Source organism: Nocardia sp. NPDC004718 (assembly GCF_053601535.1).
Genome location: NZ_JBSGCA010000010.1, coordinates 23,530 through 39,335, shown reverse-complemented (window position 1 = coordinate 39,335; position 15,806 = coordinate 23,530). Strand labels below are relative to the sequence as shown.

General features: G+C 69.9%; 13 protein-coding genes. 7 read left to right on the top strand and 6 right to left on the bottom strand.

The genetic code is table 11. From position 1 onward, the window contains the following. Nucleotides 1–143 precede the first annotated feature (143 nt). Nucleotides 144–1,049, bottom strand: a complete 906-nt coding sequence (locus ACWEH3_RS10240; RefSeq protein ID WP_450018960.1) for a tyrosine-protein phosphatase — start codon at nt 1,047–1,049, stop codon at nt 144–146. Nucleotides 1,050–1,129: 80 nt separating this feature from the next. Next, nucleotides 1,130–3,526, bottom strand: a complete 2,397-nt coding sequence (locus tag ACWEH3_RS10235) for a PEP-utilizing enzyme (protein ID WP_450018962.1) — start codon at nt 3,524–3,526, stop codon at nt 1,130–1,132. Between the two features lie 162 nt (nt 3,527–3,688). Between ACWEH3_RS10235 and ACWEH3_RS10230 the strand changes: the two genes are divergently transcribed. The 3 genes from ACWEH3_RS10230 to ACWEH3_RS10220 all read left to right on the top strand — a co-directional run bounded on the left by ACWEH3_RS10230 (nt 3,689) and on the right by ACWEH3_RS10220 (nt 7,285). Next, nucleotides 3,689–5,170 (top strand): FAD-dependent oxidoreductase, encoded by a 1,482-nt coding sequence (locus ACWEH3_RS10230; RefSeq protein WP_450018964.1) that lies wholly within the window; start codon nt 3,689–3,691, stop codon nt 5,168–5,170. Between the two features lie 97 nt (nt 5,171–5,267). Then, nucleotides 5,268–6,431 (top strand): 3-hydroxy-9,10-secoandrosta-1,3,5(10)-triene-9,17-dione monooxygenase oxygenase subunit, encoded by a 1,164-nt coding sequence (gene hsaA / locus ACWEH3_RS10225; RefSeq protein WP_355075442.1) that lies wholly within the window; start codon nt 5,268–5,270, stop codon nt 6,429–6,431. Further along, nucleotides 6,431–7,285 carry an alpha/beta fold hydrolase gene (locus ACWEH3_RS10220; RefSeq protein ID WP_450018967.1) on the top strand — a complete coding sequence of 285 codons (855 nt, stop codon included), beginning with the start codon at nt 6,431–6,433 and terminating at the stop codon, nt 7,283–7,285. Before hsaA ends, ACWEH3_RS10220 begins: the two co-directional genes overlap by 1 nt. Before the next feature lie 20 nt (nt 7,286–7,305). On the opposite strand, the gene ACWEH3_RS10215 is transcribed toward ACWEH3_RS10220, so the two are convergent. From ACWEH3_RS10215 to ACWEH3_RS10200, 4 genes are all read right to left on the bottom strand, one after another. After that, nucleotides 7,306–9,585, bottom strand: a complete 2,280-nt coding sequence (locus ACWEH3_RS10215) for a helix-turn-helix transcriptional regulator (protein ID WP_450018969.1) — start codon at nt 9,583–9,585, stop codon at nt 7,306–7,308. 141 nt (nt 9,586–9,726) lie between these two features. Beyond that, entirely contained in the window at nt 9,727–10,956 is a 1,230-nt protein-coding gene (locus ACWEH3_RS10210) for a bifunctional 3,4-dihydroxy-2-butanone-4-phosphate synthase/GTP cyclohydrolase II (RefSeq protein ID WP_450018971.1), read from the bottom strand. 61 nt (nt 10,957–11,017) lie between these two features. Continuing rightward, entirely contained in the window at nt 11,018–11,593 is a 576-nt protein-coding gene (locus ACWEH3_RS10205) for a PadR family transcriptional regulator (RefSeq protein WP_379253708.1), read from the bottom strand. Between the two features lie 37 nt (nt 11,594–11,630). Then, nucleotides 11,631–12,464: an IclR family transcriptional regulator gene (locus ACWEH3_RS10200; RefSeq protein ID WP_450018973.1), complete on the bottom strand. Its 834-nt coding sequence runs from the start codon at nt 12,462–12,464 to the stop codon at nt 11,631–11,633. A gap of 224 nt (nt 12,465–12,688) precedes the next feature. Between ACWEH3_RS10200 and ACWEH3_RS10195 the strand changes: the two genes are divergently transcribed. The 4 genes from ACWEH3_RS10195 (at nt 12,689) to ACWEH3_RS10180 (ending at nt 15,806) form a co-directional block, all read left to right on the top strand. Then, nucleotides 12,689–13,195, top strand: a complete 507-nt coding sequence (locus ACWEH3_RS10195; protein WP_450018975.1) for a flavin reductase family protein — start codon at nt 12,689–12,691, stop codon at nt 13,193–13,195. A gap of 93 nt (nt 13,196–13,288) precedes the next feature. Then, nucleotides 13,289–14,431, top strand: coding sequence for a Rieske 2Fe-2S domain-containing protein (locus ACWEH3_RS10190; protein WP_450018977.1), 1,143 nt, complete (start codon nt 13,289–13,291; stop codon nt 14,429–14,431). An 11-nt stretch (nt 14,432–14,442) separates the two neighbouring features. Continuing rightward, nucleotides 14,443–14,670 carry a hypothetical protein gene (locus tag ACWEH3_RS10185; RefSeq protein ID WP_450018979.1) on the top strand — a complete coding sequence of 76 codons (228 nt, stop codon included), beginning with the start codon at nt 14,443–14,445 and terminating at the stop codon, nt 14,668–14,670. 32 nt (nt 14,671–14,702) lie between these two features. Further along, nucleotides 14,703–15,806: a 2Fe-2S iron-sulfur cluster-binding protein gene (locus tag ACWEH3_RS10180; RefSeq protein ID WP_450018981.1), complete on the top strand. Its 1,104-nt coding sequence runs from the start codon at nt 14,703–14,705 to the stop codon at nt 15,804–15,806.

Below are 15,806 nucleotides of genomic sequence, written 5' to 3'. Positions count from 1 at the left end.
CTTCGGCGACCTGAACGGCGACGGCATGCCCGACCTGTTCGTCAGCAACATCGCCGTGGGGCTGGGGCTCATCGGATGCCCCCACACCGGGTTCAACAACACCACAGAAACCCCCCCCCCCCCCCCCCCGCTCCGGTCGTCGACTACCGCGGCGACAGTTCGGCTTTCAGCGCCTCCAGCGTGGCGCCGTCGACTCCGAGTCCATCGGTGACGAACCGGTCGAACGATCCGAAGGACGCGGCGGCCTGGTCGAAAGCAGCGTCGAGGTATTCGGCGCGCACGCCGAGGATCGGATCGAACAGCGCGGGATCGGTGACCAGCCCCTTGGCCACCAGCGCGTCCATCGTCGTCTTGTTGCTCGCGGCCAGGTTGTCGTTCGATTCCAGATAGTCCTTGTACACCTGGCCTTTCGGGACACCGAGCGCCGTCATCAAGATCGCGGTCATCCAACCGGTGCGGTCCTTGCCCGCGGTGCAATGGAACAACACCGGTCCGTTCGCGTTCACGATGTCCCGGATGGCGGCCCCGAACTGCGCGCGAGCCGCGGCGTCGGTGACCAGCCAGCGGTAGTAGTCGCGCATGATGCCCGCGGCCTTGCCGTCGCCGAACATCTGCTGCTGCACGGCGGGACCGCCCTGCACCGCCTTGCCCGCCATCAGGTAGAAGTCGTTGCCCGGGTCGTACACCGGACGCGCGAGCGCGGGAATCGACGCCGGAAGCTTGTCGGGGTTGGCCCCGGACTCGTTCGGACTGCGGAAATCGATCACCGCCGTGATGCCCGACGTGACCAGCTTCTGTTGGTCGGCGGCGGTGAGTTTGTCCAGAGCGTCGGTGCGGAACACCACGCCGGTACGGAGTTTGCCGTTGCCCTGGGTGGGATAGTCACCGATGTCCCGGGCATTCGGCGCCGACGACAGCTGCATGGAGCGGTCGTGCACGGTGTGCACGAGTCCGGGGCCCGCCGATGCGGTGGTGGTGGACGGGAACACGGCGATCAATGCGGCGGCGACACCGGTCACCGCCCCGCGAACAGCACGCGAAATCGTCACTGGCTCATTCCTTCCATAGAGTCCCGGCCCGGCGACGCCGAGCCGGCAAGCGGGCCGGAGTGTGCGGCCCCGGCCACGGCTCAGACGTCGGCGAGCAGGGTGACCGTGCCGGCCGCCCCGTCGACCCGCACCCGTTGCCCATCGGCCAGCCGGGTGCTGGCGGTCTTGGTGTCCACGACGCAGGGGATGCCGAATTCCCGGGCCACGATGGCCGCGTGCGAGGCGGAGCCGCCGATGTCGGTGACCACCGCGGCGGCGTAGGCGAACATCGCGGTGTGCCCGGTGTCGGTGACCGATGCCACCAGGATGTCGCCCGGCTCGATGTCGTCGTCCAGGGACAGGACGCGTTTCACCGTGCCTTCCACGACGCCGGGGCATACCCCGATGCCGGTCAGGCAGTCTCCGGGCGTCAACGCGTCCGCGTTCGTCAGCGGCTCCCAGTCACCTGCGATCACATCCGGCATGCGGACGCCGCGCAACCGGCTCAGCTCGGCTCGGCGGCGTGCTACCCGTTCGTTCAGATCGGCGGGCGCCCAAAGGATTTCGTCGAGCGTGAGAAAGCAGGCGTCCTCGGCCTGCTGTAGCAGCCCGTGCCGGATCAGCCGTTCCGCCCGCTCCCGCACGGCGAGGCGCAGGCAGTGGGTGTACCGGACCACGGCGTCGCGGACGCGTTCGCGCGCCATCGTCGCTCCTGCCGCCATCCGTGCGGTGCGGCTCGGCGCCGGGTCGACCGGTTCCCGCTTGGGCGCGGGCATCCGAGCGGCGCGTGCGGCGGCGGTCACCAGCAGCTCCGGCCGGTCGCCGAAGGTCGGGTTGAGCAGCTCGCACTCGCCCGGTCCGCGATGTCCGATCCGCCGCAGCTCCTCTTCCAGCGCGGCGGCGAACGCCGGGGAGATGGTCCGCGCCACGGTGACGTCGCCCGCGTGCGCCGCGTCGTGCAACGCGGTGTCGGCCCGGCACAAGGCGGCGAGCCGTTCCACCGCGAGCATGGTCCTGGCCGACTCCAACCGCTCCAGATCAATGGGCACGGTCGCCGCTTCCTTGCCGCGGGAGTGGATGGCGGTGGCCGCGCCGGTCATCATCACCCCGATGGACGCCGCCGCCCAGGACTGATTCAGCCGATCCCGCCACAGCAGGGCGCGGGCATGCAGTTGTTCATCGGTGAGCTCGCGTATCGCCGCGGCGCCAAGGGATTCCTGATGCGCGGCGGCATTGATGCCGTCGGTGGTCTCGCGATAGCGCAGCGCGGTGCGCAGCACCCGGCCCGCCGCGCGCCACGTGGCGCGGGTACTGGCGAATCCGGTCGGCGTGGGCGGCTTGCCGTGCGGGGTCAGCGAGATCTCGGCCGGGATGTTGCCGTAGACGTCGCGGCGGATGCTCTGCTCGTCCCAGCCCGGCATGTTCTCCGCGGCCAGCACGCCGATGGAGGCATTGATGTAGATGTGGTGCCCGAGCACCGTGGTGACCCGGCTCGTCCAGTGCTCCAGCGCGATGCCGTCCAGCGCGATCATGGTGCCCATCGCGGCATTGGCCAGCCGGATAGCGCCCGCTTGTAGATCCACCGTCAGCGGCGTGAGCGGTCCGGGCAGTGCCTCGGATGTATTGGTCGCGGTGTGCACCGGATAGGCCGGATCGACGCGATCGTCGAACTCGCCCTCGAGACCTTCCGGCGCGACCGACACCAGCGCGTGTCCGTCCGAGGTGGCCGCGCGGGTGGGTATCTGGTAGCCGGGCAGCGGAATGGCGCCGGGCCGGGCGACGAACTCGTTGCCGTCGAGTCTGCGACCGGTCAGTCCGCGGACGATGTCGGCCGCCACTTCGGACGCGGTCCAGCCGCACCGGAATCCCCATTCGTCGCGTGCCACCCTCGGATCCACCTGCGGTGGCGTGCCGGACGTCCGCCGTGACTTGCGTGTTCGGGCCGCCTGGCGGATGCGATGCGCGTCCGCACTCGAAACCACTCCGGACGCGGCCAGTTCGACCACGCCGGTGCGCTCGGATCGCGCGGCAAGCACCAGGAAACGTTCGAAGTCGTCGGTGTGCAGCACCTGGAATCCGCCCGCTCGGCGAGAACCGAGCAGCCCGCTCAGGATTCGCCAACTCGCGCCCTCGACGCGCCTGCCCGCGACCGGCGCGGTGCGCACGATCAACGCCGCCGCCCCGCTGGACCGCACGACGTCCTCGGCGATCGATTCCGACCCCGCGACCACCGGAACCACGATTCGCGCCCCGGCCGCGCGGGCCGCCGTCGCGATGGCGGCGAGCGAACCGCCCAGATGCACTACCGATGCGCAGTCGGCGACAGCCCGTGCGCACAGCGCGGGCTCGGCCGGGTCACCGGTGATCACCTCGACCCGAGGGTCGACGTACCGGTGCCGTGCGCGGTCCAGACCGACCACGTCGTGGCCCGCGGCCAGCAGCATGCGCGCCACCGCGCGACCGGTCGGATCGGAAACTCCGGTGACCAGGACCCGCATGAAATCTTCCTCCTCGCTGGCGCCATGCAGACGTGACGCCGTTCACACACCATCGCCATCCGGCGAGCCCGCGACCGACCACAGTCCCGATGAACGGGACCGGCGGGTCGCTCACCAAGACGGGCGGCCTGCCATCGCGACCGGCGGGGGAAGGTCGACCCCATGAGTGATCGGTATTCGGTCGCGCCTCGGGAGGCCGCCGACGTGCGCGCCTACGACCTCGAGACCGATGTGCTGGTGGTCGGCTACGGATGCGCTGGAGCGGCGGCGGCATTCGAGGCGGCGGCGAGCGGCGCGCAGGTGCTGGTGCTGGACCGGATGAGCGGTCCCGGCGGCGCATCCGCCCTCTCGGGCGGTGAGATCTATCTCGGCGGCGGCACACCGATCCAGCGAGCCTGCGGATTCGACGACGACCCGGGAGCGATGGCCGCGTTCCTGTCCGCCGCGCTCGGTCCGGGGGCGGATCCGGCCAAGATCACTCGCTACAGCGAGGACAGCGTCGCGCACTTCCACTGGCTCGCCGACCGCGGCGTGCCGTTCAAGCCCACGCTGTGGGACGCGCCGACGTGGGTACCGCCGACGGATGACGGGCTGATGTGGCTGGGAGAGAACAGCAAGCCGTTCTCCGACCTCGCCGCTCCCGCGCCCCGCGGGCATCGCCCGGCCACCGCTGACTTCGGCGGCAAGCTGCTCATGGACTGTCTGGCCGAGGCCGCGCGATCCGCCGGTGCGACAGCGCTTTTCGATACCAGGGCGACCTGCCTGATCCTGGCGGCCGACGGCACCGTCGTCGGTGTGGTGGCCCGGCGGTACGGCACGGAGCTGACCATCCGGGCACGTCGCGGCGTCGTGCTGACCACCGGCGGATTCGTGGACAACGACGCCATGCTCGCCGCCCACGCGCCGAAACTGCTGGGGCACACCAAGGTCAGCGCGGGCACCGACGACGGAAGCGGGATCCGGATGGCGCAGGCCCTCGGCGCGGCCGTGCGGCACATGTCCACGGGCCAGGTCGGCATCTCGCTCGTTCCCGGTCTCGCCGCGCGGGGCATGGTGGTCGACGGGCACGGGCAGCGGTTCGTCAACGAGGACACCTATCCCGGCCGGATCGGCCAGGCGGCGCTGTTCCGGCAGGGCATGCGGACCTGGGTCGTGCTGGACGAACGAGCCTTCGAGGAAGTGCCGCAACAGCAGCGGTGGGGTGTGCGACCGACCCATGTGGCGGAGACCGCCGAGGAACTCGCCGACCTGATGGGCGTACCGGCGGCCGCGCTGGCCGACACCGTCCGCCGGTACAACGACTTCGCCTCGCGCGGGGTGGATCCCGAGTTCGGGAAAGCGCCGCGCTGGGTGCGGCCCCTCACGCCGCCGCTCGCCGCGATCGACGTGCGGGCGGGGGTGCGGCCACCGTCGGAATCCGGTGACCGCCGCGGGACCGGTGCGTCCGTGTTCACCCTCGGTGGTCTGCACACCTCGCTCGACGGCGCCGTGCTCGATATCGACGGCGCCCCGATTCCCGGTCTGTTCGCCGCGGGCCGGGCCGCGAGCAACCTGCACGGCGAGGGCTACATCAGCGGCACTTCGCTCGGCGACGGCACCTTCTTCGGCCGCCGCGCGGGTACCGCCGCGGCCCGCACCAGCTGATCCGGACGGCTGGTTCCGGTCATCGGGATGGATCGGGCCGCACGGCGCCGCACCGGCCTAGCGTCGAAAGACGGCACTACCAGGAGGACTACCGCATATGACCAACAAGGTGCTCGATCGGGTACGGGATCTGCTGCCCGCGATCCGGGAGCGAGCCGCCGACGCCGAACTGCAGCGCAGAGTGCCCGACCAGAGCATCCGGGAGCTGACCGAGGCCGGGGTGTTCCGCATGCTGCAGCCGTCCCGCTTCGGCGGCGACGAATCCTCACCGGTCGCGTTCTACGAGGTGATCCGCGCCATCGCGACCGCCTGCCCGTCCACGGCGTGGGTGTCGTCGGTGCTGGGCGCGCACCCGTGGCAACTGGCGTTGTTTCCGCTGCGGGCGCAGGAGGACGTGTGGAGCGCCGATCCGGACACGCTGGTCTCGTCGTCGTACGCGCCGACCGGCAAGCTGACACCGGTCGAGGGCGGTTTCGAGATCAGCGGTCGGTGGAGCTTCTCCTCCGGGTGCGATCACGCCCGCTGGGCCTTCCTGGGCGCGGTCGTACCGAACGACGAAGGCGGAGCGGAGTATCTGACCGTTCTGGTGCCGCGCGCCGATTACCGCATCGAGGACGTCTGGCACGTGTCGGGGCTGTCCGGCACCGGCAGCAACGACATCGTCATCGAGAAGGCGTTCGTACCCGCCCACCGGACCTACAGCGCGAGTGAGCAGGCCGAGCTGCGCGGACCCGGACAAGAGGTCAATACCGCCGCACTGTACCGGATTTCGTTCGGCGCGGTGTTCTCCAACACCATCACCGCACCCATCATCGGCGCCGCCCAGGGCGCGTACGAAGCACATATCGAGCGCATGCGCGAGCGGGTGCGGATCTCCTACGGCGGGCAGAAGGCCGCCGAGGATCCGTTCGCGCACGTCCGCGTCGCTCGCGCCGCCTCCGAGATCGACGCCGCCGTCCTGCAGATGGAGCGCAACATCGGCGAACAGCTGCGCTACGCCGAGGCGGGGGAGGAGATCCCCCTCGAACTGCGGGTCCGCAGCCGCCGCGACCAAGTGCGCGGCACCGAACGCGCCATCGAGGCCATCGACCTGCTGTTCGACAACTCCGGCGGTCATGCGATCCGCAAACCCAATCCGATCGAACGGCACTGGCGCGACGCGCACGCCGGGAGCGTGCACGTGATCAACGACGTGGAGCGCGCGCTGGTCTTGTACGGCCGGGACGCGTTCGGCCTGCCCGTCACGGATCGGATGATCTGATGACGCTCACCGCGGAGAACACTACGCGCCGGAGCACGACGGGCGGGCTGGAACTGCGCTACCACGAAGCGGGGTCGGGTACGCCGCTGGTGCTGTTGCACGGCTCCGGACCGGGCGTCTCGGGATGGGCCAACTTCGGCGCCAACCTGCCGGTGCTGGCCGAGCGTTTCCGTTGTCTGATCGTGGATCAGCCGGGTTTCGGCGCCAGTGGCCGCCCGCCGGTGTACGAACGCAACTATCTGCGCATCTCCGCCGACGCGGTGCTGGGCCTGCTCGATGACCTCCACCTGGAACGCGTGCACCTGCTCGGAAATTCGATGGGTGGCGCGGTCGCGACGCTACTGGCGCTGGAACATCCCGACCGGGTCGATCGGCTGGTGCTGATGGCGCCGGGTGGCGTCGGGGTGAACGTGCTGGGGCCCGAGCCGTCCGAAGGCATCACGCGCTTGCTGGAGTTCAGCGCCGCTCCCACCCGGGAACGGCTGCTGCCCTGGCTGCGCGCCATGGTGTCGGATCCGGCGACCCTCACCGAGGAGTTGATCGAGACCCGGTCGGCCGCCGCCTCCGATCCCGCCGCCATCGCCGCGCTGCGCGACGCGTACGCGACCTTCGCCGATCCCGCTCTCGCCGAACCGGTTCCGCTGTGGGCCCGGCTGCGCGGCCTGCGCGCCGAGACGCAGATCCTGTGGGGGCGCGACGACCGGGTGACACCGGTGGAGGCGGCGTTGTTCCCGGCACGGCAGATCCCGAACGCGGATCTGCGCGTCTTCGCCCGGTGTGGTCATTGGGTGCAGATCGAACGCAAGTCGGCGTTCGAGCGCGCGGTCGTCGATTTCCTCACCGCCGGTCTCTGACCGCCGGCCGCCCGCGTCGATCACACCTCGTGATCGCGGACCCACCCCGCGATCTGGGTTCGGGAGGTGAAACCGAGCTTGGTGAGAATGTGCTCGACGTGGGTCTCGGCGGTGCGCACCGAGATCACCAGCTCGGCGGCGATGCGTTTGTTGCTGTGCCCCGCCGCCACCAGCCGGGCGACGTCCTTCTCCCGGCGTGTGAGGACGTCCGCCGCCTGTGCCTCGACCGGAGCGGCCTGCGGCGGTCGCGCCGTGGCCGGCGCGCGTCCCAGCGCGTAGTCGATCGCCTCGCTCAGCGACAGCGTCGCGCCGCTGTCGAAGATCTCCTCGAACTTCCGCTCTCCCAGTTCTTCTCGCACGCGACCACGCATCCGGTCACCGAGTACGCCGGTGATGGCGTGGGCGAGGCGTACCGTGCTGCGCGCCAGGATCTCCGCGGCGCCGAGCAGACGGGCGGCTCGCTCGAAGTCGGCGCGCGCGACCGCCGACCACGCCAGCCCTTCGAATCCGGAGGCGAGCCAGACGCATCGGTCGAACAGGCTGAACATCTCGACGGAGCGGGCGAGATATCCGGTCGCGGCACGCTGATCGCCGCGCCGCCAATGATCCAGCCCCATCGACCACTGCGCCAGCCCGCCGAGCAGATACGGTCCGCGTTCGGTGGTGACCTTCAGCAGCCGCTCGGCGAAGGCGGTCGAGCGTTCGTCGGCGAGCACCAGCGCACAGACAAAAGCGAACGCGAGGCTGTCCATCTCCATCGCGTGATGGCCGCATTCGGCAGCCAGATGCGTGGCGGTCTCGGCCAATTCGAGCGCACGGGCGGTGTCGCCGTCGTTGAAGGCAAGCAGCGCCGAATCGAGCATCGCCTCCGCGAGGACGTCGGGGGCATTGACCCGGCGCGCCAGGGCAACGCATTCGTCCACCAACTGGCGCGCCGACCCGCGATCGGACAGCAACGCCGCGAGCGAGGCCGCCGCGGACAGCCCGCGTGCGCGCAGCTCGGTCGGTTCGCTCGACTTCGCCAGCGCATCGGTCAGCCAGCGATAGCCCTCGGTGAGGAAGCGATTGTGCTCCCAGAACGGCCGCAGCACCGCCGCCATCTCGAGCGCCGACTCGGGTGCGTCGGTGAGGCCGAACTGCAGCGCCGCGCGCAGATTCGCGTGCTCGCGGTTCAGTTCGCGGAACCAGGCGACGTCGTCGGAACTCCAATACGCGGTGCGGCCGCGCAGTGCCAGCCGCCGGTAATGATCGCGGTGGCGGCCGCGCACCTCGGGCTCCTCGCCCCGCTCGGCCAGCCGGTCGCGGGCGAACTGCCGGATCGGCTCCAGCATCGAGTACCGCCCGACATCGCCGTCGTAGCGCAGACTCAGCACCGACTTGTCGACCAGGCCGGTCAGCGCGTCGATCACCGTGCGCCCGTTCGGTGCGGGCAGGCACACGGCTTCGGCGGCGTCGATGTCGAAGCCGCCGGAGAACACCGACAGCTGCTCCCACAAACGCTGTTCGGCCGGGATGCACAGGTCGTAGCTCCAGCGGATCGCGCCCTCGATGGTCTGCTGTCGTTCCGGCGCGAGTCGTGGTCCCGCGCTGAGCAGGCCCATGGTGTCGTCGAGCCGGGCGAGGATCTGTTCCGGAGTGAACACGCGGAACCGCAACGCGGCCAGCTCCAACGCGAGCGGAATGCCGTCCAGCCGGCGGCAGATCGCGGCCAGCGCATCGCGATTCGCGGGGGTGGCCGCGAAGCCGGGGTTGGCGGCGGCGGCCCGCTCGGCGAGCAGTCGCATCGCATCGCTGTCGGTGGTCTCCGCGTCCGGCAGCGGCAAGGGCGCGACGGGCATGACCTGTTCGCCCTGCACGCCCAGCACCTCCCGGCTGGTCGCCAGCACGCGGACCTCCGAGGTGGCGGCCACGATCCTGCCGACCAGCCGCGCGCAGGCGTCGATCAAGTGCTCGCAGTTGTCCAAGATCAGCAGCAGCCGCTTGTCCGCGAGGAACTCGGTGAGCCGCCGCAGGGGCGCCGCCGTGTCGTCGCGCAACGCCAGCGCCTCCGCGACGGTCACCGTGACCAGATCCGGGTCCAGGACGTCGGCCAGCTCGACCAGCCACACCCCGTCCGGGAACGCACGTGCGACCGCGACGCCGACTTGGCGGGACAGCCGGGTCTTGCCGACGCCGCCCGGACCGAGCAGGGTCAGCACGCGTGTCGTGGGCAGCAGCCGCTTCGCGGCGGCGAGTTCCTCCCGGCGCCCGACGAAGCTGGTGACCTCGGCAGGGAGGTTGCCGATGGGACGCCGCGCCATGGGTGTCAACCCTAGGTACCGCGCGGGGCGCGGAAGAGCGTTCTGGACAAATTCAACTCCGATGAACGTGCCCGCGGGCCGGGCCCGCGCGGGATCGGCGGCGGCGTTCCGGTGACGGCGGACGGATCGAACCGGCGCCGCTCACCGAGCGACGGCAGCGGCGTCCACGTCGCTCAGCTGATGGCGCATACGGTCGCGCTTGGCGCGCAGGTACCGCACGTTGTGCTCGGTCGGCCTGGTCTGCAGCGGAATCCGTCGTTCGACGGCGATGCCGTATTCGGTCAATCCCGCCTGCTTGGCCGGATTGTTGCTGAGCAAGTGGACCGACCGCACTCCCAGGTCGGCCAGGATCCGTGCCGCGGCGCCGTAGTGACGGGCGTCGACGGGCAGCCCGAGTCGTAGATTCGCGTCGACCGTGTCGGCGCCCTCGTCCTGGAGCGCGTAGGCGCGCAGCTTGTTCAGTAGTCCGACGCCGCGCCCCTCTTGTCCGCGCAGGTACACCACGACCCCGCGGCCCTCGGCGGCCACTGCCCGCAAGGCGGCGTCGAGCTGCTCGCCGCAGTCGCAGCGCAGCGAACCGAACGCGTCACCGGTGAGGCATTCCGAATGCACGCGGGTCAGTACGTCGCGCTCGCCCGGCGCACCGAACACCAACGCGAGGTGTTCGGCGTGGTCGGTCGTGTCCCGGTAGCCGATGAGCCGGAACTCGCCGAAGCGGGTGGGCAGCCTGGTCTCGACGACGCGCACGACGCCCGGCTCCAGCCTGCGGCGATGGTCGATCAGGTCGGCGATGGAAATGATCGGGATTCCGTGCACCCTGGCCATGGTCAGCAGGTCGGGGAGCCGGGCCATCGAGCCGTCGTCGCGCACCACCTCGGCGATGACCGCGGCGGGGCGCAGGCCCGCCATCCGCACCAGGTCGACCGCGGCCTCGGTGTGCCCTTGCCGACCGAGCACGCCTCGCGGGTGCGCTCGCAGGGGGAACACGTGCCCGGGGCGAGTGAAATCCCGGGGCGTGGCGCCGGGATCGGCGAGCAAGCGCATGGTGTGCGCGCGGTCGGCGGCCGATATGCCGGTGGTGATGCCCGTCGCCGCGTCGACCGAGACCGTGTACGCGGTGCCCTTCGGGTCCTGGTTGATCGCCGTCATCGGCGGCAGCTCCAGCCGGTCCAGGTCGCTGCCCGTCATGGGTACGCACAGCACGCCGCTGGTGTGCCGTACCAGGAACCCGATGTTCGCCGCGGTCGCCTGCTCCGCGGCGAGCACCAGATCGCCTTCGTTCTCGCGGTCCTCGTCGTCCACGACGAGAGCCATGCCGCCGTTCGCGATGGCCGCCACCGCGGCAGGCACCGAGTCCAGTTCACCGGTCATCGTCCGCCACCTCCATATGCCTAATAGAAATATGGCGGGGCCGGAACAGCCAGGTGGCGTCTCACTGAGTGAGGCGGTCGATATCCGTCAGCAGCTCGCGGGCGAAATCGCGCTCCGCCTCGTAGTGCCGCACGCACCAGCGCAGCACCAGTTCGGGATAGGCCCAGTCCGGATTCGCCTCGGCGCCCTGCGCGTCGGCCTCGGCGCGCCTGCGCATCTTCTCGGCGTACTCGATGTGCTCGGTGAGTATGTCGCGCATCCGGTCGGGTTCGGCGAGGTTGCCGAGCCATGCGCGCAGCATCACGCTGTGCTTGAGCACCGGCGCCTCCACCGGTGCGTGATTGACCCAGTTCGCCGCGGCCGCACGGCCTTCCGGCGTGATGGCGTACATCCGCTTGCCGCGCACGCCGTCCTCGTGCACCACCGTGCGGGAGCTGGCGTAGCCGTGCTTCTCGAGGCGTTTGAGTTCGGCGTAGATCTGGCTGAACGACGGGCTCCAATAGAAGAACTGCAGACTCCAGTCGGCCCATTTCTTGAGGTCGTAGCCGGAGAGTTCGTCGGCGTGCGAGAGCATGCCGAGTACGGCCCACGCGGTGGTCGGCAGGTCGGGCACCGCGGGTGTGACGCCATCGGTCATGGTCGGACTGTACCGCTCAGGCATATTCGGATTCGAACTATCGCCAGCGCGCCCGGCGCCCGAACAGCGTCCGTCCGGCCTCGTGGGAGATCTCGAGCAGCACCCGCGCCAGCTTGTCGAAGCTCATCGCCTCGGCCCGCCCGGACAGCGACAGGGCTGCGGGGGCGGTGCCGCGGCCCCGCAGGGGCGCTGCGACACAGGCGATTCCGTCCATCGTTTCCTCGCGGTCCACCGCCACGCCCTGGCGCAGCCGGACCTGGGCCAAGGCGCGATGCAGCGCGTCGGGCTCGGTGATGGTGTGCGCGGTCCGTCGCGGCAGCCGGGAATGGAACGCGGCTTCGGCGATGGTCGGCTCGAGTGTGGCCAGCATGGCCTTGCCGAGCGCGGTGCAGTGCGCGGGCATGCGGCCGCCGAGGCGGGTCGGCAGCGTCGCGGCCAAGCGGCCGCCCGCCTTGTCCAGGTACACCACCTCGCGCCCGTCGAGCACCGCCAGGTGTCCGACCATGCCGGTGCGCTGGCACAACTCGTGCAGCAGCGGGCTGACCGCGTCGCGGATCTCGTTGTGGTCGGCGGTGAGCCCACCCAGTTCCAAGGTTCGCATGCCGAGCCGGTATCCGCCGGACGTGTGGGCCAGCCACCGGAGCCGGATCATCTGGTCGAGGATCCGATGGACGGTCGACCGCGGCAGGCCGGTGCGTTCCACCAGGCCGAGCAGCGTCAGCGTCGGGGTGGCCGCGTCGAACGCGTCCAGGATGAGGGTCATCCGCTCGATCATCGACACCGGCACCTCGGCTTCCACCCCCTTGGCGCGGGTCCGCCGCGGGACCCGGTCGGTGCGCGGCTCACTGTCGGGCAGCAGGGTGACGGTCATTCGAACCTCCGTCGGTCACAGTCGGTCAACGTCGACCAGGCATTACGTGCTCGATCGTTTGTGTCTCCCATCACACTGACGACTTCGCCGCCGAGATGAATCGGGAGAACTACGTAGCTTCTACGGATCCGCATCTCGGTGACCGGACTCCGATCTTGACGACCCTCGGGCGAGCGCTGCTGTCATAGCTGACAGGTATATGCCTGATCGAAATAGGAGGCCCGATGGAACCGGTGCTCGAGATGGACGGATCGCCACTGGACGTGCGCGACTTCAAAGCGGTGCTGGGTCGCTTCTGCACAGGCGTCACGGTGATCACCGCGCACTCGGAGGACGGGCCGGTCGGATTCACCTGCCAGTCGTTCTCGGCGCTGTCGCTGGAGCCGCCCGCGGTCTGCTTCTGCCCCGCGCGCACGTCCACATCGTGGCCGCGCATCCGGGCCGTTGGCCGGCTCTGCGTCAACATCCTGGCCCACGACCAGCAGGAGATCTGCCGCCGTCTCGCGCGCAGCGGCACCGACAAGTTCGCGGGGGTCGAATGGGAGCCCTCGCCCAACGGCTCGCCGCGGCTGGCCGGAGCCATGGCCTGGCTCGACTGCGAGATCGAGCAGGAGGTCGACGGCGGCGACCACACCATCGTCGTCGCACGCGTCACCGCGCTGTCGGAGCATCGCGAGGCGCCTCCGCTGCTGTTCTACCGCTCCGCCTTCGGGCGGCTCGATGAGGCGTGAGCACCTCCCGGCCAGTGGGACTGCACATTTCCGGGGCGGGACGGCGAACCGAAATATCGAAGTGACAACCGTGCGCGAATCGTGGAGGAACCGATGACTACCGACACCGAGGTCCGAGTGATCGACGCGGGCGCTCCGCCCGCCCGCTACGCGCGCGGCTGGCACTGCCTGGGGCTCGCGCGGGACTTCCGGGACGGGAAACCGCACACCGTCGAGATCTTCGGCACCGAACTGGTGGTCTTCGCCGGTGCGGGCGGAGAGCTGTATGTGCTGGACGCCTATTGCAGGCACATGGGCGGGAACCTGGGGGACGGCCGGATCAAAGGCGACTCCATCGCCTGTCCTTTCCACGACTGGCGGTGGGGCGGCAATGGACGCTGCACCGGCATCCCCTACGGCCGCCGAGTTCCACCCCGGGCTCGGACCCGCTCGTGGCCGACGTTGGAGCAGAACAAGCAGCTGTTCGTGTGGAACGACCCGGAGGGCGATCCGCCCCCGGAGGAGGTCGCCATCCCGCGCATCGATGGGGCGTTCAGCGACGAGTGGACCGACTGGACCTGGAACACGATGACGATCGACGGCGCGAATTGCCGCGAGGTCATCGACAACGTAGTCGACATGGCGCACTTCTTCTACGTGCACTTCGGGTTCCCGACCTACTTCAAGAACGTCTTCGAGGGGCACATCGCCAGCCAGTACATGACCTCGGTGTCGCGCGAGGACATGATGGGGGAGACCGCGAAGGCGTTGGGGGGCAAGAACGTCTTGCACTCCGAAGCCTCTTACTACGGCCCGTCCTACATGATCGATCACCTGCGCAGCGAGAGCGCGGGCCTGACGGTCGAGGGCATCCTCATCAACTGCCACTACCCGGTGTCACCCACGAAATTCGTGCTGCAGTACGGCGCGATCGTGAAGAAGCCACACGGCGTGCCCGCGCAGCAGGCCGAGGAGATCGCGGCGAAGTTCGCCGGTGGCCTGGGCCGCGGCTTCGAACAGGATGCCGCGATCTGGCAGCGCAAGACCCGCATCGACAATCCGCTGCTGTGCGAGGAGGACGGACCCGTCTACCAGCTGCGCCGCTGGTACGAGCAGTTCTACACCGACGTGGCCGACATCGATCCGAAGATGACCGACCGCTTCGAGTTCGAAGTGGACACCACCAGGGCGGTCACGGCGTGGGAGGCGGAGGTCGCCGAGAATCTCGCCGAGCAGCGCGCCGCCGCCGGAGCCTGAGCGGAGCCGCGATGGAACGGGTTACCTGCCGTATCTGCGCGACGTGTGTGCTCGTCGAGAAGTTCAGTCCGCAGCACACCAGCGTGCAGTGGAGCGCGGGCGCGGTGGCGGCGTGCGCCGAGTTCGCCGGCGCGGACCGTGCGCGGGTACGGACCTGCCTCGCACTGCGCGACAGCATCGATGCCGCCGTCGCCGGCGGTCTCATCGACGTCAGCACCCGGGACGGGGACGTGCCGTGACAGCCGTGGAGGACCGAAGAGGAGACGCAGCAGTGGATCGAGCCCGAGCGGCCGTGGCGCCGGGGACCCGGGCCGAGGTTCCCGACGACACCGAGAGTCGCCCCGGTGCATTCCTCACCTTGCGCGTGGCACGGGTGATCCGGGAGACCCACGACGCGGTATCGCTGGAGCTGAGTCCGACCGCGGAGCAGCCGAATGCGATCGACTACCGGCCGGGCCAGTTCCTGACCCTGCGGATTCCGAGCGAGCTGACCGGCTCGGTGAGCCGCTGCTACTCGTTGTCGAGCGCGCCGCACGAAGCGGGGCCCCTGAAGGTCACCGTCAAGCGAACACCCGACGGCTACGCGTCGAATTGGTTGTGCGACAACGCGGTTGCCGGCATGGACTTCGACGCGTTACCGCCCGCGGGTGTCTTCACCCCGGCGTCGCTGGACGAGGACGTGCTGTTGTTCGCGGCGGGCAGCGGGATCACCCCGGTGCTGTCGATCCTGAAATCGGTGCTGGCGGACGGAGCCGGGCACTGCGCGCTGATCTACGCCAACCGCGACGAGCGCTCGGTGATCTTCGCCGACGAACTCGCCGACCTGTCCGCCCGGTATCCCGGCCGCCTGGTCGTGGTGCACTGGCTGGAGAGCGTGCAAGGGCTGCCGTCGCGGCCGCAGCTCGCGGCGCTGGGGGAACCATGGCGCGAGCGCGAGGCGTTCGTGTGCGGACCCGGCCCGTTCATGGACGCCGTCTCCGCCGCATTGATCGGGTCGGGCGCCGAGCGCAAGCGCGTGCACGTCGAGAAGTTCGTGTCGCTGAACGGCAATCCGTTCGAGACCGCCACGCCCGATGTCGTCGACTCCATCGACTCCGGTGACCACGCGGCGGTCGAGGTGGAACTCGACGGCGAGACGCGCGCACTTCCGTGGCCTCGCGATCAGGTCCTGCTCGACGTCCTGTTGGCCAACGGGTTGGAAGCGCCCTATTCCTGCCGCGAGGGCGCGTGCAGCGCCTGCACCTGCCGGATCGTCTCCGGTCAGGTGGCGATGCGGCACAACGAAATTCTCGACGAGGCCGATCTGGCCGAGGGATACGTGCTGGCCTGCCAGGCGGTCCCGGTCACCGACACGGTGCAAGTCACCTATTCCTGA

Bases quoted from the DNA above. Each gene is read 5' to 3' on its own strand.
- ACWEH3_RS10235 (WP_450018962.1), bottom strand. From the start codon at position 3,526: ATGCGGGTCCTGGTCACCGGAGTTTCCGATCCGACCGGTCGCGCGGTG.
- ACWEH3_RS10230 (WP_450018964.1), top strand. From the start codon at position 3,689: ATGAGTGATCGGTATTCGGTCGCGCCTCGGGAGGCCGCCGACGTGCGC.
- hsaA (WP_355075442.1), top strand. From the start codon at position 5,268: ATGACCAACAAGGTGCTCGATCGGGTACGGGATCTGCTGCCCGCGATC.
- ACWEH3_RS10220 (WP_450018967.1), top strand. From the start codon at position 6,431: ATGACGCTCACCGCGGAGAACACTACGCGCCGGAGCACGACGGGCGGG.
- ACWEH3_RS10215 (WP_450018969.1), bottom strand. From the start codon at position 9,585: ATGGCGCGGCGTCCCATCGGCAACCTCCCTGCCGAGGTCACCAGCTTC.
- ACWEH3_RS10210 (WP_450018971.1), bottom strand. From the start codon at position 10,956: ATGACCGGTGAACTGGACTCGGTGCCTGCCGCGGTGGCGGCCATCGCG.
- ACWEH3_RS10205 (WP_379253708.1), bottom strand. From the start codon at position 11,593: ATGACCGATGGCGTCACACCCGCGGTGCCCGACCTGCCGACCACCGCG.
- ACWEH3_RS10200 (WP_450018973.1), bottom strand. From the start codon at position 12,464: ATGACCGTCACCCTGCTGCCCGACAGTGAGCCGCGCACCGACCGGGTC.
- ACWEH3_RS10195 (WP_450018975.1), top strand. From the start codon at position 12,689: ATGGAACCGGTGCTCGAGATGGACGGATCGCCACTGGACGTGCGCGAC.
- ACWEH3_RS10190 (WP_450018977.1), top strand. From the start codon at position 13,289: ATGACTACCGACACCGAGGTCCGAGTGATCGACGCGGGCGCTCCGCCC.
- ACWEH3_RS10185 (WP_450018979.1), top strand. From the start codon at position 14,443: ATGGAACGGGTTACCTGCCGTATCTGCGCGACGTGTGTGCTCGTCGAG.